This window comes from Kitasatospora sp. NPDC101235, from assembly GCF_044767505.1.
GTDB lineage: Bacteria > Actinomycetota > Actinomycetes > Streptomycetales > Streptomycetaceae > Kitasatospora.
Window position 1 is genome coordinate 681,047 of sequence record NZ_JBIWNZ010000001.1, and the last position, 21,082, is coordinate 702,128.

At 74.1% G+C, this 21,082-nt stretch carries 19 protein-coding genes; 12 read left to right on the top strand and 7 right to left on the bottom strand.

Annotated elements, in window-relative coordinates; translation table 11 throughout:
* The first annotated feature begins 28 nt into the window (after nucleotides 1–28).
* The 5 genes from ACIRRH_RS03180 to ACIRRH_RS03200 all read left to right on the top strand — a co-directional run bounded on the left by ACIRRH_RS03180 (nucleotide 29) and on the right by ACIRRH_RS03200 (nucleotide 5,097).
* Complete coding sequence (locus ACIRRH_RS03180; RefSeq protein WP_403060885.1) at nucleotides 29–949, top strand: GNAT family N-acetyltransferase; 921 nt, start codon at nucleotides 29–31, stop codon at nucleotides 947–949.
* A gap of 86 nt (nucleotides 950–1,035) precedes the next feature.
* The gene (locus ACIRRH_RS03185) at nucleotides 1,036–1,755 is read left to right on the top strand and encodes an ABC transporter ATP-binding protein (RefSeq protein ID WP_403061115.1); all 720 of its coding nucleotides are present in this window, start codon (nucleotides 1,036–1,038) and stop codon (nucleotides 1,753–1,755) included.
* Nucleotides 1,756–1,828: 73 nt separating this feature from the next.
* A complete protein-coding gene (locus tag ACIRRH_RS03190; RefSeq protein ID WP_403060887.1) occupies nucleotides 1,829–3,778 on the top strand; it encodes an FtsX-like permease family protein in 1,950 nt (649 codons plus the stop codon).
* A gap of 141 nt (nucleotides 3,779–3,919) precedes the next feature.
* A complete protein-coding gene (locus tag ACIRRH_RS03195) occupies nucleotides 3,920–4,621 on the top strand; it encodes an exonuclease domain-containing protein (RefSeq protein WP_403060890.1) in 702 nt (233 codons plus the stop codon).
* On the top strand, nucleotides 4,618–5,097 hold the full coding sequence (locus ACIRRH_RS03200) for a GNAT family N-acetyltransferase (protein ID WP_403060893.1): 480 nt from the start codon (nucleotides 4,618–4,620) through the stop codon (nucleotides 5,095–5,097). The genes ACIRRH_RS03195 and ACIRRH_RS03200 overlap by 4 nt, the downstream gene beginning before the upstream one ends.
* A gap of 121 nt (nucleotides 5,098–5,218) precedes the next feature.
* Here the strand turns inward: ACIRRH_RS03200 and ACIRRH_RS03205 are convergent, their stop codons facing one another.
* The 3 genes from ACIRRH_RS03205 to ACIRRH_RS03215 form a co-directional block, all read right to left on the bottom strand.
* Nucleotides 5,219–6,262 carry a polysaccharide deacetylase family protein gene (locus tag ACIRRH_RS03205; protein WP_403060896.1) on the bottom strand — a complete coding sequence of 348 codons (1,044 nt, stop codon included), beginning with the start codon at nucleotides 6,260–6,262 and terminating at the stop codon, nucleotides 5,219–5,221.
* A gap of 173 nt (nucleotides 6,263–6,435) precedes the next feature.
* Nucleotides 6,436–7,329, bottom strand: coding sequence for a phosphotransferase enzyme family protein (locus ACIRRH_RS03210; RefSeq protein ID WP_403060899.1), 894 nt, complete (start codon nucleotides 7,327–7,329; stop codon nucleotides 6,436–6,438).
* Nucleotides 7,330–7,455: 126 nt separating this feature from the next.
* The gene (locus ACIRRH_RS03215) at nucleotides 7,456–9,690 is read right to left on the bottom strand and encodes an MMPL family transporter (RefSeq protein WP_403061118.1); all 2,235 of its coding nucleotides are present in this window, start codon (nucleotides 9,688–9,690) and stop codon (nucleotides 7,456–7,458) included.
* A gap of 573 nt (nucleotides 9,691–10,263) precedes the next feature.
* Here ACIRRH_RS03215 and ACIRRH_RS03220 point away from each other — a divergent pair.
* The 4 genes from ACIRRH_RS03220 (at nucleotide 10,264) to ACIRRH_RS03235 (ending at nucleotide 15,799) form a co-directional block, all read left to right on the top strand.
* Entirely contained in the window at nucleotides 10,264–12,450 is a 2,187-nt protein-coding gene (locus ACIRRH_RS03220; RefSeq protein ID WP_403060902.1) for an MMPL family transporter, read from the top strand.
* Nucleotides 12,451–12,742: 292 nt separating this feature from the next.
* Entirely contained in the window at nucleotides 12,743–12,949 is a 207-nt protein-coding gene (locus ACIRRH_RS03225) for a cold-shock protein (RefSeq protein WP_403060905.1), read from the top strand.
* A gap of 70 nt (nucleotides 12,950–13,019) precedes the next feature.
* A complete protein-coding gene (locus ACIRRH_RS03230) occupies nucleotides 13,020–14,786 on the top strand; it encodes a DEAD/DEAH box helicase (RefSeq protein ID WP_403060908.1) in 1,767 nt (588 codons plus the stop codon).
* A gap of 299 nt (nucleotides 14,787–15,085) precedes the next feature.
* Nucleotides 15,086–15,799 carry a ricin-type beta-trefoil lectin domain protein gene (locus ACIRRH_RS03235; RefSeq protein ID WP_403060911.1) on the top strand — a complete coding sequence of 238 codons (714 nt, stop codon included), beginning with the start codon at nucleotides 15,086–15,088 and terminating at the stop codon, nucleotides 15,797–15,799.
* Between the two features lie 61 nt (nucleotides 15,800–15,860).
* On the opposite strand, the gene ACIRRH_RS03240 is transcribed toward ACIRRH_RS03235, so the two are convergent.
* Complete coding sequence (locus ACIRRH_RS03240; RefSeq protein ID WP_403060914.1) at nucleotides 15,861–16,721, bottom strand: helix-turn-helix transcriptional regulator; 861 nt, start codon at nucleotides 16,719–16,721, stop codon at nucleotides 15,861–15,863.
* Nucleotides 16,722–16,834: 113 nt separating this feature from the next.
* Between ACIRRH_RS03240 and ACIRRH_RS03245 the strand changes: the two genes are divergently transcribed.
* From ACIRRH_RS03245 to ACIRRH_RS03255, 3 genes are all read left to right on the top strand, one after another.
* Nucleotides 16,835–17,848 carry a hypothetical protein gene (locus ACIRRH_RS03245; RefSeq protein WP_403060917.1) on the top strand — a complete coding sequence of 338 codons (1,014 nt, stop codon included), beginning with the start codon at nucleotides 16,835–16,837 and terminating at the stop codon, nucleotides 17,846–17,848.
* A gap of 75 nt (nucleotides 17,849–17,923) precedes the next feature.
* Nucleotides 17,924–18,145: a type II toxin-antitoxin system VapB family antitoxin gene (locus tag ACIRRH_RS03250; protein WP_403060920.1), complete on the top strand. Its 222-nt coding sequence runs from the start codon at nucleotides 17,924–17,926 to the stop codon at nucleotides 18,143–18,145.
* A complete protein-coding gene (locus ACIRRH_RS03255) occupies nucleotides 18,142–18,552 on the top strand; it encodes a PIN domain-containing protein (protein WP_403060923.1) in 411 nt (136 codons plus the stop codon). Before ACIRRH_RS03250 ends, ACIRRH_RS03255 begins: the two co-directional genes overlap by 4 nt.
* 11 nt (nucleotides 18,553–18,563) lie before the next feature.
* On the opposite strand, the gene ACIRRH_RS03260 is transcribed toward ACIRRH_RS03255, so the two are convergent.
* From ACIRRH_RS03260 to ACIRRH_RS03270, 3 genes are read right to left on the bottom strand one after another with little or no spacing between them, the layout of a single operon-like run.
* Nucleotides 18,564–19,292: a sirohydrochlorin chelatase gene (locus ACIRRH_RS03260; RefSeq protein ID WP_403060926.1), complete on the bottom strand. Its 729-nt coding sequence runs from the start codon at nucleotides 19,290–19,292 to the stop codon at nucleotides 18,564–18,566.
* 10 nt (nucleotides 19,293–19,302) lie between these two features.
* The gene (locus tag ACIRRH_RS03265; RefSeq protein ID WP_403060929.1) at nucleotides 19,303–20,226 is read right to left on the bottom strand and encodes an ABC transporter permease; all 924 of its coding nucleotides are present in this window, start codon (nucleotides 20,224–20,226) and stop codon (nucleotides 19,303–19,305) included.
* Nucleotides 20,213–21,016, bottom strand: coding sequence for an ABC transporter ATP-binding protein (locus tag ACIRRH_RS03270; protein WP_403061121.1), 804 nt, complete (start codon nucleotides 21,014–21,016; stop codon nucleotides 20,213–20,215). The genes ACIRRH_RS03265 and ACIRRH_RS03270 overlap by 14 nt, the downstream gene beginning before the upstream one ends.
* Nucleotides 21,017–21,082 lie beyond the last annotated feature (66 nt).

Here is a 21,082-nt window from a genome sequence, read left to right on the forward strand (position 1 = left end):
CGGTGGCGCGGCTGTCAGACTGCGGCTCGTGAACACCTATGCCGACTGGAGCCTGCGCCCCGCCACGACCGCCGACGTCGAAGCCGTCGCCGAGCTGCGGGCCGAGGCCATGCGGGCCGACCTCGAACGGCTCGGCCGCTACGACGAGCACCGGGTCCGCCAGCGGCTGCGCGACGGCTTCTCACCCGGGCACACCTCGATCGTGCTGGTCGGCCGCGCGTTCGCCGGCTCCGTCACCGTCCGCCCCGCCGAACAGGGCGGTCGGCTGCTGGAGCACTTCTACCTCCGCCCCGGCCACCAGGGCCACGGCCTCGGCACCGCCGTCCTGCGGCACCTCCTCGACGAGGCCGACGCGGCGGGCGAACCCGTCCGCCTGAACGTCCTGCAGGGCAGTGCCGCCCGCCGCCTGTACGAGCGGCACGGTTTCCGGCCGGAGCACGAGGACCCGGTCGACGCCTTCCTGGTCCGCCCGGTGCCGACAGTGTGCACCGACCCGGCCGCCGAACGGCTGCGGGCCGCGGCCCTGCTGTGGAGCGCCGGGGAACTGACCGCCGTCGAGGTGGTCGACACCGCCTGCGCCGCGCTCGTCGCCGGCTTCGACGGCGAGGCCCTCACCGCCCTCGCCGCCTGCCCGAACGGGGAGGCGTCCGGCCTGGTGCCGGACCTGCTGCCGCCCGCGCTCGCCGAGTTCGGACTGGCCTTCCACCCGCCCGGCGGCGTGCCCGGCAAGCAGGCCGTCCTGCGGGCGCTCGCCGCCCGGCTGCTGGCCGGCGAGTACGGGCCGCAGGACCTGACCTACCGGGTCCACAGGCGGTTCGGGCACGAATTCGACCCGGCCGACCCGCTCGCGTGCCTCGACGACGAGTACGGCACCCTCGACTACAGCACCAGGACCAGGGCGGAACTGGACGCCGAAGTCCTTGCCGAGGCCCGCCGGCTGACGGCGTAACGATTCCCCCAAGCCACCTGGTCCGGACCGCGGAGCCCGTGGTAGGTGTGGCTACCGTGAAGATCACGGGGGAGGACGGGGCCGTGCTGCGCCTCGTCGACGTACACCGCACCTACGGAACCGGGCCGGAGGCCGTACGGGCGCTCAGGGGGGTGAACGTCGAGTTCGCCCGCGGTGGCTTCACCGCCGTCATGGGGCCCTCCGGCTCCGGCAAGAGCACCCTGCTGCAGTGCTGCGCCGGCCTCGACCGGCCCGACAGCGGCCGGGTCACCCTGGACGGGACCGACCTCGCCGGGCTCGGCGAGACCGAGCTGACGGTGCTGCGCCGGCAGCGGATCGGCTTCGTCTTCCAGGCCTTCAACCTGGTCGGCCCGCTCACCGCCGAACAGAACGTCGGCCTGCCGCTGCGACTGGCCGGCCGCCGCCCCGACCGCGCCGAGGTGCACCGCGCCCTCGCCCAGGTCGGCCTCGGCGAGCGCGCCCGGCACCTGCCCTCCCAGCTCTCCGGCGGCCAGCAGCAGCGCGTCGCGATCGCCCGCGCACTGATCACCCGGCCGCGGATGCTGTTCGCCGACGAGCCGACCGGCGCCCTCGACTCCACCAGCAGCCGGGACGTCCTCGCCCTGCTGCGCGACCTCGTCGACCGCGAGGGCCAGAGCACCGTCATGGTCACCCACGACCCGGTCGCCGCCGCCCACGCCGACCGCGTGCTCTTCCTCGCCGACGGCCGGATCGTCGACGACCTGCCCCACCCCACCGCCCAGCAGGTCGCCGAGCGGATGACCGCCCTGGAGACGGCGGCATGAACGAGCGAAGCGAGAGAGTCATCGAAAGGCGTGCGTGGGCGAATGCCCCTGCCGAGCGCAGCGAGGCGGGCGCATGACCTCGCTCGCCACCCTGCTGCCGGTCGCCGCCGCGAGCCTGCGGCGGCGCAAGGCCGCCTTCGCCGGCTCCTACGTCGCCCTCACCCTCGGCGTCCTGCTCGTCGCCACCACCGGCAGCCTGCTGAACGACACCGCCGGCGACGACTCCCCGCTCGGCGCGCCCTCGCTGCACAAGGTGCTCCAGTTCACCGCCGCGATGGCCGCCTTCGTCGCCGTCTTCGTCGTCGCCGGGACCTTCGCCTTCGCCGTCGCCCAGCGCCGCCAGGAGATCGCGATGCTGCGCGCCGTCGGCGCCACACCCCGGCAGATCGTCTGGCTGATCACCGGCGAGGCCGCCGTCGTCGCCCTCGCCGCCGCCGTTAGCGGCTGCCTGCTCGCACTGCCCGGCGCACCCGCGCTCGCCGCCTGGCTGGTCGCCCGCGGCGCCGCCCCCGAGGGCTTCACCGCGCACCCCGCCGCCGGGCCGATGCTGCTCGCCGCCGCCGTCGGCCTCCTCGTCGCCCTGCTCGGCGCCGTCACCGCCGCCCTGCGGGCCGGCCGGGTGCGCGCCGTCGAGGCGCTCGGCGACGCCGCCGCCGACCGCAGGGTCATGACCCCGCTGCGCTGGACCTGCGCCCTGCTCGGACTGCTCGCCCTGGCCGCCACCGTCGGCTACTACCTGGCCGCGCCCACCATGCCCCCCGCCCCCGGTGACCAGCCCGACGACCCGCAGCTCGCCTCCCAGTGGGTGCTCGGCGCCGACCTGCTCACCATCACCGCGCTCGCCCTGTTCGCACCCGTCCTCGTCCCGCCGCTGGTCCGGCTGCTCAGCGCCCCGCTCACCCGGGCCGTCGCCGCCGCGCCGCTGCTCGCCCGGCAGAACGCCCTCACCGCCGTGCGCCGCACCGTCTCCACCGCCACCCCGGCCTTCCTCACCATCGCGCTCACCGGCACCGTGGTCGGCTCCACCGCCGCCTTCGCCGACGCCATGACCGCCCAGAACCGGGCCACCACCGCCGCCCGGTACGTGCTGCGCCCCGCCGCCGCCCCGCTGCCCGCCGACGCCGCCCACCGGCTCACCGCCACCCGGCCAGGCCTGCACGCCACCGCCACCACCGCCACCGTGGTCACCGGCCTCGGCGCCGCCGCCCCCGCCTTCGACGACCACGGCGAGGACTCGCCCGCCAGCGTGCCGTCCGCCGCCACCGTCGTCGACGGCGACCTCGCCACCGCCTGGACCCTGCCCACCGTCGGCGGCAGTGCCGCCGACCTGCGCGGCGCCACCCTCGCCGCCTCCACCGACCAGGTCCGCGGCCACGGCTGGAAGCTCGGCGACCAGGTCAACCTGCGCCTCGCCGACGGCACCGTCACCAGCCTGCGGCTCGTCCTGGTCTACCGCACCCAGCTCGGCCTGGACGAGGTCCTGCTCAGCGGCGAGGCCACCGCCGGCCACCTGGCAGGCGCCCGCCCCGCCGCCGTCCACCTCGACGCCGAACCGGCCGACCGGCTCGGCGGCACCCTCACCGATGCCCGCGACCCCGGGCCCGACCCCGGCGCCCACTACGCCTGGATCGCCACCACCACGATCCTCGGGCCCGCGCTGCTCTACGCGCTGATCGCGATCGTCAACACCATGGTGATGAGCACCGCCGACCGCCGGGGCGACTTCGACGTGCTGCGACTGTCCGGCACGGTGCGCCGCCAGGTGACGTGGATGGTCGCGCTGGAGGCCGTCCTGGTCGTCGCCACCGCCGCCCTGCTCGCCCTCGCCGTCACCGCGCTCACCCAGTACGGCACCACCGCACTGCTCAACCACCGCATCCTGGCCGGTCAGACCACCCTCGACCTGCGGCTGCCCTGGGCGCCCCTCGGCGCGAGCACCGCCCTGTGCCTGCTGCTCGCCGTCGCGGCGAGCGTCCTCCCCAGCCGCCTCGCCCTCGCCCGCCCGGCCGGCCGGGCGGCCTGACCGGGCCCGTGCCCGGCCGCACCGAGCGGCCGGGGCACGAGGCACGGTGACGAGGACGACCGGGCTCCCCCCGGCCGGGTTGTCGGTGGGGCGGGTGATGATAGGGGCTGTTTCGAGAGGCAGGACGGAAGGACACACCTGATGAGCTGGTGGCAGCAGCCACTGGTCGGCTTCGACCTGGAGACCACGGGCACCGACCCGGCCGTGGACCGCATCGTCACGGCCGCGCTCGTGGACACGGTCGGGGCCGCCCGGGTGGGGGCCGCGCACTGGCTGATCGACCCCGGGGTGCCGATACCCGCCGAGGCGGAGGCGATCCACGGGATCGGGGACGAAGTGGCGCGGAGCAAGGGCAGACCGGCGAAGGAGGCGGTGGAGGAGATAGCCGCCGCACTGTGCGAGCGGATCGCCGCCGGACGGCCGGTGGTGGCGTTCAACGCACCGTTCGACCTGTCGCTGCTCGACGCCGAGCTGCGCCGATACGGGCTGGCGACGCTCGCCGAGCGCCTGGGCCGGCCGGTCGGGCCGGTGCTGGACGCGCTGGTGATCGACCGGGCCGTGGACAAGTACCGCAAGGGCTCGCGCACCCTGCAGCGGGTCTGCGAGCTGTACGGGGTGGAGCTGACGGACGCCCACGAGGCGGGCAGCGACGCGCTGGCCGCCGTCCGGGTCGCCGTCGCGCTGGCCGGGCGTTACCCGGCCGAGGTGGGAGCGGTGCCGCTCGCCGAACTGCACCGGCGGCAGATCGACTGGTACCGGCAGTGGGCCGAGGGCCTCCAGGCCTGGCTGCGCCGCGGCAAGGACCCGCAGGCCGTGGTCGACCCGCGATGGCCCGCCCGGTGACGGTACGCCCGGCCCTCCCCGCGGACCTGCCCGGCTTCCTCGCCCTCGCCGCCGAGGTCGAGCACTGGTTCGGCCCGATGGTCGCCGAGCCGGGTTTCCACCGCGCGGTGCGCAGCAGCACCGACCGGGGCCTGGCGACCGTCGCCGAGGATGACCGGGGGCTGCTCGGCGGCCTGCTGTTCGGCGCCGGGAACGCGGGGCCCGAGCGGCCCCCGGTGCACCACCTGCACTGGCTCGTGGTGGCCGGGCGCGCCCGGGGCACCGGCGTCGGCCGGGAGCTGGTCGAGGACGTGCTGTGCCGCCACGTCCGGGGCCCGGCCACCGTCGAGGTGGTGACCTTCGGCCCGGACCACCCGGGCGCGGTGGCGAGCGGCGCCCGGGTCTTCTACGAGCGGCTGGGCTTCACCCCGGCCGAGGCCGCCGGCCCGGGCCCGGAAGGCGGCTCGCGGCAGGTCTACCGGCTGCGCGTCGACTGACGCCCGGCCGGCTGTGGCGGGCGGCGTGTGCGCCCTCGTCCACCGGGTGAACGAGGGGGAGAGCCTCGGGCCGACCGCCGACCGCCGACCGCCGACCGCCGACCGCCGACCGCCGACCGTGCTACGCGGCCGGGAAGTCGAAGGTGTACCCCTGGGCGACCATCCAGGGCAGCAGCTGCTTGAGCGCGGCCACGGTCTGGCTGCGGTCGCCGCCGCCGTCGTGCATCAGGACCACGCCGCCGGGCTTGAGCTGCTTCTGCACGGCCGAGACGATGGCCGGCGTCCCCGGACGCGACCAGTCGCGCGGGTCGACGGACCAGCCGAGCGAGGACATCCCGAGGCCCGCGGTGATGTGCTCGTTGTCACTGTTGAAGCCGCCGCCCGGGGCACGGAACCAGCCGACCTCGGTGCCGGGGCCGCCCGCCTGGACGATCATGTCCCGGGCGGCGGTGATCTCGTACACGGCCTTGTCGTGCGGGAGCTTCGCGAACGGCTGCGGGTGGTGGACGCTGTGGTCGCAGAGCCGGTGCCCGGCGGCCAGTATGCGCTTGACCATGGCGGGGTTGGCGGCGGCGTTCTGGCCGATCTCGCAGAAGGTGGCCTTGGCGTGGTACTGGGCCAGCAGGTCGAGGATCTGGCCGGTGGCCGGGCCGGGGCCGTCGTCGAAGGTGAGCGCGACGGTGCGGCCGCCGGAGGCGGTGGAGCCGATGACGGTGCCCGCCCCGGTGTGCGGGGGCGGCGCGGCGGGCGAGGACGGCGCGGCGGCCGGTGCGGTCAAAGTGGCTGGTGCGGTCGGAGTCGCCGACGCGGTCGGGGCGGCCGGCGCGGCGGAGGCCGCCGGGGCGCCCGTGGCCGCCGGCGGGGTCGACTTCGGCGCAGCCGCCGGGGCGGAGGAGGGGGCGGCCGGGGCCGGGGAACCCGGCGGTACGGCGTCCGGGCCGGGGGTCGGCGCGATGGTGGCCGCCGCCGTCCCGCTCGGCTGGGCGGCGACCGGGGACTGCGTCCCGGACGGCGCCGCCGCGCTCGGCGACCGGAGCGCCCCGCTGGCGGTCCCGCACGCGGCCAGCCCCAGGGCGGCGGCCACCGCGACGCAGCCCGCGAACAGTCGGCGCCGGGAGCGGGACGGTCGGGTCGGGGTGGAGGGGCGGTGGGCGGTCCGGTGCATGGCGGCGGCTCCTGAGGTGCGAGTAGGGTGCCGGTCTCTCGGGTCAGGACGACTGTCCGACAGGACGCCGATCGTACGTTCCCCGGTTGCGGGCCGGACCGAACCGCCGTAAGAGTCTTCTCACACCCGCCCCGGTGGCGTCTTCGCGCCGACGCCGGTAACGGAGAGCGCCGTCAGAACGGGTACCAGCGCACCTCGGTGGCCCCGTCCCGCAGCGAGTCGACCCGGCGCCGGAACTCCTTCAGCGCGGCCGGGCTGCTGGCCGCCTGCTGCGCCACCCAGGAGGCGCTGGCGGTCTCCCGGGCGCCGCGCAGCACCGTGAAGCCGGACCACTCGCGCACGTCCCAGCCGTACGCCGCGGTGAACGCCCGGTACTCCTCGGCGGGCACGCCGTACCGGTCCTGGCTGAGTGCGAGGACGACCAGGTCGTGCTCGCGCAGGTCGTTCGCCATGAACTCCAGGTCGAGCAGCACCGGCCCGTCCGGGCCGATCTGGACGTTGCGCGGCAGCGCGTCGCCGTGGATCACCCCGGGGTGCAGCTGCGGGACGAGGTCGGGCAGGGCGGCCTCGAAGGCGTCCCGGCGGTGGCGCAGGAAGGCGACGTCGGCGGGGTCGACGTGGCCCTCGGCGGAGGCCAGCCAGCGCTCGACCGGGGCCAGCAGGTCGCGCCGGCCCAGCGTGAAGGGCGGCAGCGGCAGCCGGTGCAGGGCGCGCAGCAGCGGGGCGAGGTCGACCGGACGGGCGGGCCGGACGGCGGGCGCGAGCCGGTGCCAGAAGGTGACCGGGTGGCCGTCGGCCAGCTGCGGTTCGGGTGCCACCGCGTCGTACGGGCGGACCACCGGCACGTCCTGCCCGGCCAGCCAGTGGGCGAGGGCCAGCTCGCGGTGCGCCCGGTCGTACAGCTCGGGGCCGCGGCCGACCTTGGCGACCACGGCCGGGTCGCCGAGGTCGAAGACGGCGTTCTCGCCGAGCGCGAGCAGCGTGGCCCCGTCGGGGGCGGCCAGCCCGGCCGACTCGCAGGCCCGGGCGAGCAGCAGCCGGGCGCGGCCCTCGTCGAAGGGGATCATGACTGGGGTTCCGTTCCGCCGACGTTCATCCCGGGGGATCCCGGACGGTGATCATCATGACGCACGGACGCCGGGCCCCGCGCGCTGCGGGGCCCGGCGTCGGACGCGTCTTGGGTGCCGGGAGGCTCAGACCCCGGCCCTGCGGTGGCGCGCACCCTCCGCCGGGGCGGCCGGCTGGGCGTGCAGGGCCCGATCGGCGTCGAGCGGCGGGACGGATTCGCCGTGCGAGAGGTCCGGCAGCCAGTTCAGCCAGCGCGGCAGGTACCAGTTGCGGTCGCCCAGCAGGGTCATCACCGAGGGCAGCAGCACCCCGCGGATCACCGTGGCGTCGATCAGCACCGCGACCGCCAGGCCCACGCCCATCTGCTTCATGACCTGCATGGACAGCGATCCGAAGACGGCGAACACCGCCACCATGATCACCGCGGCGCTGGTGACCACCCCGGCCGTGGAACGGATGCCGTGGGCGATCGCGGCCCGGGTCGGCAGGCCGCGGTCGTGGCCCTCCTTGATCCGGGAGACCACGAAGACGTGGTAGTCCATCGAGAGCCCGAAGAGGATCACGAAGAGGAACAGCGGCACCCAGGACTCCACCGCGCCGACCCCGGCGGTGCCCAGCAGAGAGGCGCCCACGCCGTGCTGGAAGACCAGCGTCAGCACCCCGTACGCGGCGCCCACCGAGAACAGGTTGAGCACCACGGCGGTGACGGCGACGGCCAGCGAGCGGAACGAGGTGAGCATCAGCAGGAAGGCGAAGGCGATCACGAAGGCGAAGACCAGCGGCATCGAGCCGGTCATCTTGTGGTTGAAGTCGTACGACCCGGCGGTGCGGCCGGTGACCGGGGCCTCGGTGCCGGGCACCTTGAGGACGGTGGCGGGCACCAGGTCCTCGCGCAGGCTCTTCAGGGCGTCGTTGCTGGTGGCGTCGTTGCCGGTGCCGTTGAGCGGGATGTCGACGGTGGCGACGTTCCGGTCGGCGTGCACGGCGACCTCCACCGGGCCGTGCATCAGCGTGCTGGCCAGGGCCTTCGCCCTGAGGTCGGCGATCGCGGCGGTCATCGCGGGGGAGTCGATGTCGGCGGCCTTGATCACGACGGTGGCGGGGCCGGGACTGCCGGGGAAGGCGGCCTCGATCTTCTGCGAGGCGGCGACCAGCGCGTTGCCCTTGGGCAGCTGCTGCTGGAAGGTCAGGTTGGCGGTGTGCATGGTGAGCATCGGCGCGGCCAGGGCCAGCAGGAAGGCGCCGGCGAGCACGGTGGCGGCCAGCGGGCGGCGCAGCACCGGGGTCAGCACCGCGTTCCAGAACCGTCCGCCGGTCTGCGCGGCGTCCGGCCGGCGCAGCTTGGCGAGGAACGGCACCCGGCCCTTCTCCACCCGGTCGCCGAGCATCGACAGCAGCGCGGGCAGCACGGTGAGCGAGCCGAGCACGGCGGTGATCACGACCACGATGGTGGCGTAGGCCATCGAGCGGAAGGTGGCGATCCCGGTGAGGAACATCCCGGCCATGGCGACCACCACGGTGACGCCGGAGACCAGCACCGCCCGGCCGCTGGTGGCGGCGGCCACGGCCAGCGCGGTGGCCGCGTCCCGCCCGGCGGCCCGCTCCTCGCGTTCGCGGCGCAGGTAGAAGAGGCAGTAGTCGACGCCGACGGCGAGGCCGACCAGCAGCATCACCGAGCTGGCGTCGTTGCTGGTGTGCAGGAACCCGCTGCTGAGCGCGACCAGTCCGGCGGCGGCGACGAAGGCGGTGAGCGCGAGCACCACCGGCAGCACGGCGGCGACCAGCGCGCCGAAGGCGACCAGCAGGATGCCGAGGGCGAGCGGCACGGCCGTCCACTCGGCGCGGGCGAAGTCGTTCGTGAACTGGTCCTGCATCCACTTGCCGGAGCTGGCGTCGCCGAGCTGGACCACGGTCAGGTCCGGGTTCTGCTTCTGCACGCCGGCCACCGCGTCCAGCACCGATTGGACGTGCTCCACCGCCTCGGTGCGGTCGCCCTTGAGCGTCAGCATCACGAGCGCGGAGTGGCCGTCCGCGGAGACCGCCTTGGTGTCGTACGGCGAACGGACCTCGGCGGCCTGGCCGGTGCCGTTCACGGCGGCGATCACCTGGCCGACGGCGGCGCGGAACTCCGGTTCGTCGGCGCTGCGGGTGGAGCTCTGGACCAGGACGGTCTCGCCCGCCGGGCTCTTCAGCCCCGCCTCGTCGAGGATCCGCGCGGCCCGGGAGACCTGTCCGGGGATCGACTCGGCGTCGGTCACCTTGGTGCTGCCGTGCACGGTGCCGAGCGCGGCGGCCAGGACGACGAAGAGCAGCCAGCCGAACACGGCGGTCTTCCGGTGCCGGGCGCTCCAGGCACCCATCGCGGCCGCCAGGCCGAGTCTGGACTTCACGGACTTCACGGGCTTCACGGTGGTTCCCCCCTGGGAGAGCGGCGGTCGTCGCCGGACGGGAGCGGCGGCGGCCCTGGGTCGGGAGAACCGCCGGTCGGCGTGCGCCGGGTGCGGTCCGGCGTCCCGATCGACAGTAGGGAAGCGGGGGTTGACGGGTAATCCGGCTGGCGGGTGGCCCTTCCCTGGTGCTCGCCTCGGGGCCGGGGTGGGGTTTTCCCTACCCCGGGACCCCGAGATCTCCTCCTGGGGGGTAGGGGGTGCGCCTCCACCCTGAGGGGGAGAAGTCTCCACCCGGAGCACGAGGTCAACGGGGTTGCGCCCGGGAGAAACTGGAGCGGGGCCGCTTCGGGGCGGCCACGGGGGTTGAATGCGACGGGGGCTCCTTGCCGGGCGGCAAGCAAGTACTCGTAGGATGATGCCCCAGACCTACTTACCTGCCGACCGGCAAGGGAGTGTCCACAGCACTCCGCACGCCGGTCCTGCCGTCGCCCAGCGTCCCGTCCCCCAAGGGCTGCGGTGAACCATGCCCAGGAGGCATCGAGCATGTTCCACCGACTAGGACAATTCGTCGTTCGCCGCCCGTGGTGGGTGATCGGCGCATGGCTGATCGCCGCGGTCGCGATCATCGCGACCGCCCCGCCGCTGAAGGCCAACTCCGATGAAGCGGCCTTCCTGCCCAAGCACTACGAGTCCATCCAGGCCTCGGAGGTCCAGCAGAAGGCCTTCCCGTCCAACATCTCGCCCTCCGCGCTGCTGCTCTTCGAGCGCACCGACGGCGGCAAGCTGGACGACGGCGACGCGGCGGCCATGACCAAGGTCACCCAGGGCCTGGCCGACAAGAAGATCCCGCTGGTCGAGATGGTCACCCCGGTCTCCCCGGCGTCCTACTCCGAGGATCACAAGTACGCGATGTCGATGGTCTCCATCGACAAGACCAAGATGCAGACGGACGAGTTCACCGACGCCGCGAAGAAGCTCCGCGACGAAGGCACCGCGCTCGCCTCCGGCAGCAACCTGAAGTTCCAGGTCGGCGGCCCGGCCGCGATGAACCTGGACCAGAAGGACGCCGGCAAGACGGCCGGCATGCTGATCGGCCTCGGCACGGTCGTGATCATCCTGCTCACGCTCGGGATCATCTTCCGCAGCCCGATCATCGCGCTGCTGCCGGTCCTCTCGGTGGTCATCTACTCGATGGTCGCCAACGGACTGATCTCGGACGCCAGCAAGGTGTTCGGGCTCAAGGCCGACAACTCGATGGAACAGATCCTCACCGTCGTGCTCTACGGCGTCGGCACCGACTACTTCCTGTTCCTGATGTTCCGCTACCGCGAGCGGCTGCGCGCCGGCGACGACCGCAAGCAGGCCGTCGCCAACGCGGTCGGCCGGGTCGGCGAGGCCATCGCCTCCGCCGCCGGTGCCGTCGTGGTCGCCTTCGCCGTGCTCGTCCTGTCCAGCCTCGGCATGTTCAAGGCGCTCGGCCCCTCGCTGGCGATCGCGGTGGCCGTCACCGCGATCGCCTCGGTCACCCTGGTGCCCGCGATCCTCTGCCTGATCCCGGAGAAGGTCCTGTTCTGGCCCTCCAAGGCCTGGCAGCGCGAGCCGTCCAACGCCCGCTTCGCCGCGATGGGCCGCGGCGTCGGCCGCCGTCCGGCCGCCGCAGCCCTGCTCTCCGGCCTGGTGATGGCCGGCCTCGCAGTCGCCGCGCTCGGCTACCAGGGCACCTTCGACATGGCCGGCAGCTCGATGCCGAAGAACAAGGAGTCGATGGTCGTCCAGGAGACCATGATCAAGGCCTACTCGGCCGGTGCCGCCGACCCCGCCCACATCTACCTGACCAGCCAGAACGGCAACAGGATCGACGTCGCCGGCCTCAAGGGCTACGTGGAGGACCTGGGCAAGGTGAGCGGGGTGTCCAGCGCCGCCATGCCGGACCCCGGCCACGGCGTCAGCAAGGACGGACTCACCGCCGACATCACCGTCGTCCTCAAGGACGAGGCGGCCAGCAACAAGGCCATCGACACCATCGGCGAGGTCCGCAAGGTCGCCCACGACCACGCGCCCGCCGGTACCAAGGCCTACGTCGCCGGCACCACCTCCGTGTACAAGGACATCAACACGGCGATGGCCCACGACTACAGCCTGGTCTTCCCGATCGCCGCGGTGCTGATCATGGTGATCCTCGGCCTGCTGCTGCGCAGCGTGGTCGCCCCCTGGTACCTGATGGCCTCGGTCGGCCTCGGGTTCGGCGCCACCCTCGGTGCCACCACCCTGCTGTTCCAGAACATCAAGGGCGAGCAGGGCCTGATGTTCATGCTGCCGATCCTGATCTACCTGTTCGTGGTCGCGCTCGGCACCGACTACAACATCCTGATGATCGCCCGACTGCGCGAGGAGGCCCGCGAGGGCCGCAGCCCCCGCGAGGCGGCGAGCCAGGCGATCCGCCACGGCGGCCCGACGGTGGCCGCGGCCGGCTTCATCCTGGCCGCGACCTTCGGCACCATGCTGCTGGCCGGAAACACCCTGATGAGCGAGATGGGCTTCTCGATCGCCATCGGCATCCTCATCGCGGCCTTCGTGATGGCGATGTTCTTCACCCCGGCGCTCACCGCGCTGCTCGGCCACCGCGCCTGGTGGCCCGGCCACGCGGACACCCCGGGCCACGGCCACGGCGAGGGCCCGGCCCCGCTGGCCGGTGCCCACGGGGTGCCGGAGCCGGCCGGCCGGCACTGATCCGACCGGTGTGCACAGGCGGCGTCCCGCTTCGGCGGGGCGCCGCCTGCCCTGTTTGCGGAGCCACCAAACGTGATCTGTAGGGCGGGAAAATCCCCGGTCAACCCCGATGGCACCGTGCTACAGTCGAAGCAGTTGCAGTTTTGGTTCCCATGAACGTGGTGTGCGCCTGCTGGTTCCAACCGACAGGCGCATTTGTTTTGTCCGGTGTTTCAGTCTCCGGATGGGGATCGCGGCTACTCCGGGATTCACGAGGTGTGGGTCCCTGATGCCCCAGTAAGAGGAGACGGTTATGGCTACCGGCACCGTGAAGTGGTTCAACAGCGAAAAGGGCTTCGGCTTCATCGAGCAGGCCGAGGGCGGCCCGGACGTGTTCGCCCACTACTCGAACATCCAGGCCAATGGCTTCCGCGAGCTGTTCGAGGGCCAGCAGGTCGAGTTCGACGTGACCCAGGGCCAGAAGGGCCCGCAGGCCGAGAACATTCGCCTCATCGGCTGACGTCAGCCTCCACGCTGACTCGCGATCAGCGAAGCGAGGGCCCGCGCCTCACCGGTGCGGGCCCTCGCCCATGCCGCCGTACGGCCGGGGCGGCGCACCTCCCTTTCCGACGGCCGACCCAGCCCGCAGCGCGGGCTGCCGACCGACGGACGGAGATCCCGTGACCACCCCTGCCCGCTCGCCGCGCGACCGCGGCCCCCGCACCACCGACCAGGCCCGCCGCAGCGCCGGCGGCGACCGCACGCGCAAGCCGCGCAGCCGCGGCGGCGCCCCCAAGCAGGGCCGGCCCGCCGTCGCGCCCGAGGCCGCCGACTTCACCGTGGTCCAGGGCACTCCGGCCCGGCCCCCGGCGGCGTCCTTCGCCGAGCTCGAACTGCCCAAGGCGATCCTCTCCGCGCTCGGCCGCGAGGGCGTCACCGAGCCGTTCCCGATCCAGGCCGCCACGCTGCCCGACTCGATCGCCGGGCGCGACGTGCTCGGCCGCGGGCGCACCGGCTCCGGCAAGACCCTGGCCTTCGGCCTGCCGCTGCTCGCCCGAACCGCCGGGCGCCGCGCAGACGCCCGGCACCCGCTGGCGCTCGTCCTGGTGCCCACCCGCGAGCTGGCCCAGCAGGTCACCGATGCGCTCACCCCCTACGCGACCGCCGTCAACCTGCGGATCACCACGGTCGTCGGCGGCATGTCGATCAACCGGCAGGCCAACGCGGTGCGCCGCGGCACCGAGGTGCTGGTGGCCACCCCGGGCCGGCTGGACGACCTGATCGGGCGCGGCGACGTCAATCTCTCCGACGTCGCGATCACGGTCCTCGACGAGGCCGACCAGATGGCCGACATGGGCTTCCTGCCGCAGGTCAGCAAGCTGCTGGAGCAGGTCGCCGAGGGCGGGCAGCGGATGCTGTTCTCCGCCACCCTGGACCGCAACGTCGACCGGCTGGTCAAGCGCTTCCTGGCCGACCCGGTGACCCACTCGGTCGACCCCTCGGCCGGCGCGGTCACCACCATGGACCACCACGTGCTCCAGCTGGAGCTGACCGACAAGGCCTCCGCCACCGCGCACATCGCCTCCCGCGACGGCCGCGTGATCATGTTCGTGCACACCAAGCACGGTGCCGACCGGCTGGCCAAGCAGCTGCTCGCCAACGGCGTGAAGGCCGCCGCGCTGCACGGCGGCAAGTCCCAGCCGCAGCGCAACCGGGTCCTGGACCAGTTCCGGGACGGCCACGTCACCGCGCTGATCGCCACCAACGTCGCCGCCCGCGGCATCCACATCGACGGCCTGGACCTGGTCGTCAACGTCGACCCGCCGGTCGACCACAAGGACTACCTGCACCGTGGCGGCCGCACCGCCCGGGCCGGCGAGTCCGGGACGGTCGTCACCCTGGTGCTGCCCGAGCAGCGCCGCGAGGTCAACCGGCTGATGACGGTGGCCGGCATCCGCCCGACCGTCACCAAGATCCGCCCGGGCGACGCCGACCTGGCCCGGATCACCGGCGCCCGCACGCCCAGCGGCGTCCCGGTGACGCTGGCCGTGCCGGTCGTCGCGGACCAGGCCGCGTCCGGCGGAGCGGTCCAGGCCGGCGCAGACAAGCCCGCCGGGGCCAAGTCCGGCGCCCCGCGCCGCCGGCCCGGCAAGCGCTCCGCGCTGCCCACCGACGTCGACATGAACGGCAACCCGCGCCGCCCCCGCCCCAAGCAGCGCCTCGGCGCCGCCGCCCAGGGCGACCGCCCGCAGGCGGCCGGCTTCATCGGCCGCTCCGCCGGCCGCGCCAAGCCCGGCAGCGGCTCCAAGTCCGGCGCCAACTACGGCACCGGCCGCCAGCGCCGCAAGTTCGACTGACGGTCGTCCGGACCGCCGAACGGGCCCCGCACCTCCCCGCACCAGGGGGGCGTGCGGGGCCCGTTCGGCTTTCCCGGGACGCCCGCCGGGGCATTTCCTCCAGCCCCGGTGAAACTGCCGCCCGGGACGGCGGTGCTGCTCAGCCCGACCGCACCCGGCAGTTGCCGGTGGACTGCCGGTTGACGGCCGACCGGGCACCCCCGAGTCTTTCACGCGGCCCACACATCCGACGCTCCGTCACCACGGCGGTGCGGATGGTGAGTCGACGTGATTCCCCGACCCGGAAGGACGACCGACCGATGCGCCGAACCTCCGCCCTGCTGACCACCGCCCTGCTCGCCGCGGCCGCCGCCCTGGCCACACCGGCCACCTCCGCCCAGGCAGCCCCCGCCTGTGCCGCGTGGGCCTCCGCCTGGAACGCCATCGGCAGCTGTAGCGGCCTCGACCCGATGCAGACCTGGACCGTGACCGCCAACTGCCTCTACTGGAACTCCACCCACACCGTGCAGTTCTCCCGCCCCGCCATCGGCGGCCTGGCGATGGGCGACGGCAGCGCCTCCGCCTCCTGCGGCATCGGCGACACCGTCCAGTTCCCGCGCGTCATCCTCGGTGCCGCGCCGCCGGCCGGCCCGACCGGCCAGATCTCCGGCTACGCGAGCAAGTGCGTCGACGTGAAGGGCGCCAACGTCGGCAACGGCACCCCCGTCCAGATCTACGACTGCAACGGCACGGTCGCGCAGAAGTGGCGGATCGGCGTCGACGGCACGATCCGCGCCCTCGGCAAGTGCATGGACGTCTCGGGCGGCGGCACCGGCAACGGCACCAAGGTCCAGATCTACGACTGCAACGGCAGCGGCGCCCAGCAGTGGCAGGCCCGCGGCGACGGCTCGCTGCTCAACCCCCAGTCCGGCCGCTGCCTGGACGACCTGGGCTTCTCCACCACCAACGGCAACCAGCTCGGGATCTGGGACTGCAACGGCGCCGAGAACCAGAAGTGGAACCTCCCGGTCTGACGGCCGGCCGGGTCCGCCGCCCCCGCGCCGTGCCGGGGGCGGCGGACCGCCTTCTTCTGCGCTACACCGCCGGTGCCGGTGCCGGGGCGAGGAGGCGCAGCCGCTCCTCGGTGTCGGCGTCGCGCGGGGACATCACGATCAGCTGCAGGCCCTCGGCGGCCAGCAGCACGTGCTGGTCGATCCGCAGCAGGCCCACCCGCTCGTGCCGGATGACCTTCTCGGCGCCGGAGCGCTCCGCGACCTGGTGCTCGTCCAGCCAGCGGTCCGCCTCCGGGTACTCGGCGCGCACCTGGCGGATCATCCGGGCCAGATGGCGCCCCACGGCCGTCGCCTCGCCGCCGCGCTCCGCGTAGGCGGAGCGCAGCTGGGCCAGGAAGCGCCGGGCGTGCTCCTCCCAGTGCTCGACCCGGGCCCGGTGCACCGGGTTGCCGAACACCACCCAGGCCAGGTTGCGCTCCTGCGGCGGACGGCCGGTCAGGCCGAACAGCGCGTCCGCGCCCGGGTTCCAGGCCCGGATGTCCCAGTTGGCGTCCATCACGAAGGACGGCGCCGGCCACTGCGTGTGCATCAGCCGCAGCAGGGGGGCCGGCACGTCCCCCGGTGCGGCCACCTCGCCGTCCAGCGGGTGGCCGCCGGCCAGCCGGAACAGGTACGCCGTCTCCGCCCGGTCCAGCCGCAGCGTACGGGCGAGGCTCGCCAGCACCTCCGGCGACGGGTGGATGTCCCGCCCCTGCTCCAGCCACGTGTACCAGGTCACCCCCACTCCGGCGAGCAGCGCCAGCTCCTCGCGGCGCAGCCCCGGGGTGCGCCGCCGCACCCCGGGCGCCAGCCCGACCTCCTGCGGCGTCAGCCGCGCGCGGCGACTGCGCAGAAAGCTCGACAGTGCCGAGCGGCGCTCCTGGGCGTCCTCCACGTCCACCATGCCCCCGTCCTTCCCCGGTAGTCGGACTACCAGTATTCCCACGCACTGCTGCGGACCGGCCGGCCGGGCGAGGCTGGATCACGTCAACGGACCGCACACGCAAGGGAACACCGATGAGCCACCGCCAGAACCGTACTGCCCGCCGGGCCCTGGTCGCCGCCGTCGCCGCGGCCGCCCTCCTCGGCACGGCCGGCGCGCTGCCCGCCGCGGCCGCCGGCCGCCCGGCACCGGCCGTGATCTCCGGTCACGCGCCCGCCCTGGTGCCCGAGTCGGGCGACTGGGACGCCGCCCACCACCGCTTCCTGCTCGGCTCGCTGCGGCACGGCACCGTCTCCGCCGTCGGCACCGACGGCAGCGTGCACACCCTGGTGGACGACCCCGCGCTGACCGAGATCGCCGGCCTGCGGATCGACCGGGCCCGCCACCGCGTCCTGGTCACCGACCTCGACAACGGCCTCGGCGAGCGCAGCAGCGCCGCCACCCAGGGGAAGCTCGCCGGGATCGGCGCCTACGACCTGGACACCGGGCGGCGGATCTTCTACACCGACCTCGCCGCCGTCGCCGCCGACGGCGGCAACCACCTCGCCAACGACATCGCGCTCGGCCCCGACGGCACCGCGTACGTCACCGACTCCCTCGCCCCGGTGGTCTACCGGGTGACGCCGGACGGCACCGCCTCCGTCCTGCTGCGCGACCCGCGACTGGCCCCCGCCCCCGGCGGGTACGGCCTCAACGGCATCGTCCACCGGGACGGCCGGCTGGTCCTCGGCAAGTGGGACGACGGCACGCTGTGGCAGGTGCCGGTCCGCGACCCGGCCGCCCTGCGGCAGGTCGAGGTGGCCGGCGGTGGGGCCCTGCTCCACCTGGACGGCCTGCTGGGCCGCCCGGACGGCTCCATCGCAGGCGTCACCAACGCCTTCGTCGGATCCGGTCGCGACGCCTCGGTCGAACTGCGCTCGGACGACCACTGGCGCACCGCCCGCCTCACCGCCGTCCGCCCCTCCGACGACCCCACCCCCACCGCGGTGGTCGCGGGCCCGGCCGGCAGCCTCTACCGGCTCTCCGGCGGCCTCGCCGCCGCCTACGCCGGCCACCCGGCGGACACCTTCACCCTGCGGCGGGTCTGAGCGCGTCCCGGCGCCTCCGGCGATGTTGGTGAGATACAATACTATGTACATCACCAACATCGTCGGAGGTGCCGGATGTCCGTAACACAGATCGACATCGATGAAGAGGCCCTGGAACGCGCGATGGTCCTCGCCGGTGTCCGGACCAAGAAGGACGCCGTCAACCTGGCGCTGCGCTACTACGCCGAACGGCAGGAACGTGCCGCCCGCATCAGTCGGCACTTCGAACGGGCGCGACACTGGGGAGCCGTCGAGGACGCCGAGCGGCTGCACCGGGCGGAGAAGGACGCCCGGTGATCTATCTGCTCGACACCTCCGCGCTGTTCAGGCTGCTCGGTGAGCCCAAGGTGCAGGCCGCCTGGTTCGACGCGATCGACGCAGGGTCGATCGCGTCGTGCTATCCGCAGCGCGCCGAGTTCCTCTACAGCGCGCGCAGCGGCCAGGAGTACGACGAGATCGCCGAGATGTTTGCCGAGCTTTACCCGGACGTCTCCGTACCGAAGAGCGCAGGACGGTGGATCGACACGGTGCAGCGGAGGATGGCGCTCGCCGGCCAGGGCCGTAGTGCCTCCGCGGTCGACCTCGTGATCGCTGCGACCGCCGCACACCATGGACTCACGGTCCTCCACGATGACGCGGACTACCGAACCGTGGCGCGCCATGCCGCGGACCTGAGCGAGCACAGCATCCTCGACTACGCCTGAGCAGCCCGCGCTCAGGCCGTGAGGGCCGGGACGGACTCCTGTGCCCGGCGCGCCTCGTCGTGGCGCAGCAGCAGGAGGGCGGCCAGCTCCGGGGCGGGGCCGAGGACGCCCGCGAGCACGTCGGCGTCCTCGGCGGCCGCCGCGATGCGGTCCGGCAGCAGGCCTGGGGCCAGCAGGTAGGGGGCGACGGCGGTGCGCCCGGCGCCGGCGGCCCGCAGGGCGGCGAGGGCGTCGGGGACGCGCGGGCCCGCGGCGGAGGCGTAGGCGACCTCGACGGCGGCCCAGCCCCGGGTGCGGCGCCACTCGTCGGCGACCGCGCGGGTCGCGGCGTCGGCGGCCGGGTCGGAGGAGCCGGCCGCCGCCAGCACGACGCCGGTACGGGCCCGGACGGCGGGCGAGCCGACCGCGAGACCGGCCTCGGCGAGGCGGCGGTCCAGGGCGGCGAGCAGCAGGGGAGAGGGGCCGAGCACGTCCGCGACCGGCAGCCGGGAGCCCGCGGCGCGCAGCGCGGCCGGGATGTCGTGCTTGGCGTGGAACGCCCGGTTGAGCAGCAGCGGCACGGCCACCGCGTCCGCCGTCCGTCCGACCACCTGCGGGATCCGCGGCGCGCAGTGGTCCAGGTAGGCGGTGGCGACCTCGATGCCGGGCCGCTGTGCCCGCACCTCCTCCACGAGCGCGGCCACCGTCGCGGCGTGGCGCGGGTCGCGGCTGCCGTGGGCGATCAGGAGGAGGGCGGGCATCAGCGGTGCCTCACTTGCCCGCGGCCAGCAGACCGCGGTTGCGCAGCACCCGGCGCTCGACCGGGGTGAACACCAGCAGCTCGATGGCGATGCCGACGAAGAGGATGAGGACGATGCCGAGCAGCACGCCGGACATGTCGGAGAACTCGCGCTGGTCCTCCAGGAAGCGGCCGAGGCCGCGGCCCAGGTCGGGGGAGGAGGCGACGAGTTCGGCGGCCATCAGGGAGCGCCAGGAGAAGGCCCAGCCCTGCTTGAGGCCGGCGAGGTAGCCGGGCAGGGCGGCGGGGATGAGGACGTGGCGGGCGCCGGTGAGGCCGGTGGCGCCGATGGTGCGTCCGGCCCGCAGGAACAGCGGCGGGACCTGGTCGATGCCGGCGACCAGCCCGTTGGCGATGGAGGGGACGGCGCCGAGCAGGATGACGGCGTACATCATCGAGTCGTTGATGCCGAGCCAGATGACGGCGGCGGGCACCCAGGCGACCGAGGGCAGGGACTGCAGACCCTGCAGGACCGGCCCGATCGCGGTGCGCACCGGCTTGATCCGGGCGACCACCAGCCCGATCGGGGTGCCGATCACCACGGCGAGCAGGAAGCCGGACAGGCCGCGCCAGACGCTGGTCCAGATGATCGAGAACAGCGTGCCCTGGTACCAGAGGTCCTCGGCGGAGCGCCACACGTCCGCCGGGCTGGGCAGCTTGTACGAGGAGGTGACGTGCAGGCTGTAGGCGCCCTGCCAGAGCGCGAGCACCACGAGCACGCCGATCAGCGGCGGCAGTGCCTTGCTGCGCAGCGCCTCGCCGAGCGATCCGCGCTGCGCGGCGACGGTGTCCAGGGCGTCCAGGCCCGCACCCACGTCGGCGGTGTCGCTCGTGCCCTGCGCGTCGTTCTTGTCCACGTTCTTGTCCAGGACGGGGGTGGTGTCAGTGCTGGCCATGGCGACGGATCTCCCCACGCAGTTCTTCGGTGATCTCGATGGACAGGTTGGCGACGCCGGAGGACTCGATGCGGCGCGGCTGCGGCAGGTCGATCCGCCACTCGCGGGCGACCCGGCCGGGGCGGGAGGAGAGCAGGACGACCCGCTGGGCGAGGCGGACGGCCTCGCGGACGTTGTGGGTGACGAAGAGGACGGTCAGCTGCCGTTCGGCCCAGATCCGGGTGATCTCGTCGTGCAGGACGTCCCGGGTGATGGCGTCGAGGGCGGCGAACGGCTCGTCCATCAGCAGCACCTGGCTGCCCTGGGCGAGGGCGCGGGCCATCGCCACGCGCTGGCGCATGCCGCCGGACAGCTCGTGCACCCGCTTGCCGTACGCGCCGTTCAGGCGGACGAGTTCGAGGAGGCGCTCGGCCTCGGCGCGGCGTTCGGGGCGCGGGACGCCGGCCAGCTTGAGGGCGAGCTCGATGTTCTTCCCGGCGGTGAGCCAGGGGAACAGGGCGTGCTCCTGGAACATCAGCGCGGGGCGGCCGCCGGGCACCTCGATGCCGCCGGCGGTGGGCCGGTCGAGGCCGGCGACCAGGTTGAGCAGGGTGGACTTGCCGCAGCCCGAGGCGCCGAGCAGGGTGACGAACTCGCCGGGGGCGACATCGAGGGTGATGTCGTCCAGGACGTGGGTCCGGGCGCCGGGGCGACCGAAGGACTTGTGCACGTGCGAGATCCGGACGGCGGGCGCGCCGCCGCGGGCGTCGGCGCCGGGGGCGTCCGCCGAGGTGGTCAGTGCCGGAGTCATCCGGGCACCTCCTGCGTGAGTGGTCATGGGCCCCTCCTCGCCCGCTGGTGGGCGAGGAGGGAGAGG

Bases quoted from the DNA above. Each gene is read 5' to 3' on its own strand.
- ACIRRH_RS03190 (WP_403060887.1), top strand. From the start codon at position 1,829: ATGACCTCGCTCGCCACCCTGCTGCCGGTCGCCGCCGCGAGCCTGCGG.
- ACIRRH_RS03195 (WP_403060890.1), top strand. From the start codon at position 3,920: ATGAGCTGGTGGCAGCAGCCACTGGTCGGCTTCGACCTGGAGACCACG.
- ACIRRH_RS03205 (WP_403060896.1), bottom strand. From the start codon at position 6,262: ATGCACCGGACCGCCCACCGCCCCTCCACCCCGACCCGACCGTCCCGC.
- ACIRRH_RS03210 (WP_403060899.1), bottom strand. From the start codon at position 7,329: ATGATCCCCTTCGACGAGGGCCGCGCCCGGCTGCTGCTCGCCCGGGCC.
- ACIRRH_RS03215 (WP_403061118.1), bottom strand. From the start codon at position 9,690: ATGGGTGCCTGGAGCGCCCGGCACCGGAAGACCGCCGTGTTCGGCTGG.
- ACIRRH_RS03220 (WP_403060902.1), top strand. From the start codon at position 10,264: ATGTTCCACCGACTAGGACAATTCGTCGTTCGCCGCCCGTGGTGGGTG.
- ACIRRH_RS03225 (WP_403060905.1), top strand. From the start codon at position 12,743: ATGGCTACCGGCACCGTGAAGTGGTTCAACAGCGAAAAGGGCTTCGGC.
- ACIRRH_RS03230 (WP_403060908.1), top strand. From the start codon at position 13,020: ATGCCGCCGTACGGCCGGGGCGGCGCACCTCCCTTTCCGACGGCCGAC.
- ACIRRH_RS03235 (WP_403060911.1), top strand. From the start codon at position 15,086: ATGCGCCGAACCTCCGCCCTGCTGACCACCGCCCTGCTCGCCGCGGCC.
- ACIRRH_RS03240 (WP_403060914.1), bottom strand. From the start codon at position 16,721: ATGGTGGACGTGGAGGACGCCCAGGAGCGCCGCTCGGCACTGTCGAGC.
- ACIRRH_RS03245 (WP_403060917.1), top strand. From the start codon at position 16,835: ATGAGCCACCGCCAGAACCGTACTGCCCGCCGGGCCCTGGTCGCCGCC.
- ACIRRH_RS03250 (WP_403060920.1), top strand. From the start codon at position 17,924: ATGTCCGTAACACAGATCGACATCGATGAAGAGGCCCTGGAACGCGCG.
- ACIRRH_RS03260 (WP_403060926.1), bottom strand. From the start codon at position 19,292: ATGCCCGCCCTCCTCCTGATCGCCCACGGCAGCCGCGACCCGCGCCAC.
- ACIRRH_RS03265 (WP_403060929.1), bottom strand. From the start codon at position 20,226: ATGGCCAGCACTGACACCACCCCCGTCCTGGACAAGAACGTGGACAAG.
- ACIRRH_RS03270 (WP_403061121.1), bottom strand. From the start codon at position 21,016: ATGACTCCGGCACTGACCACCTCGGCGGACGCCCCCGGCGCCGACGCC.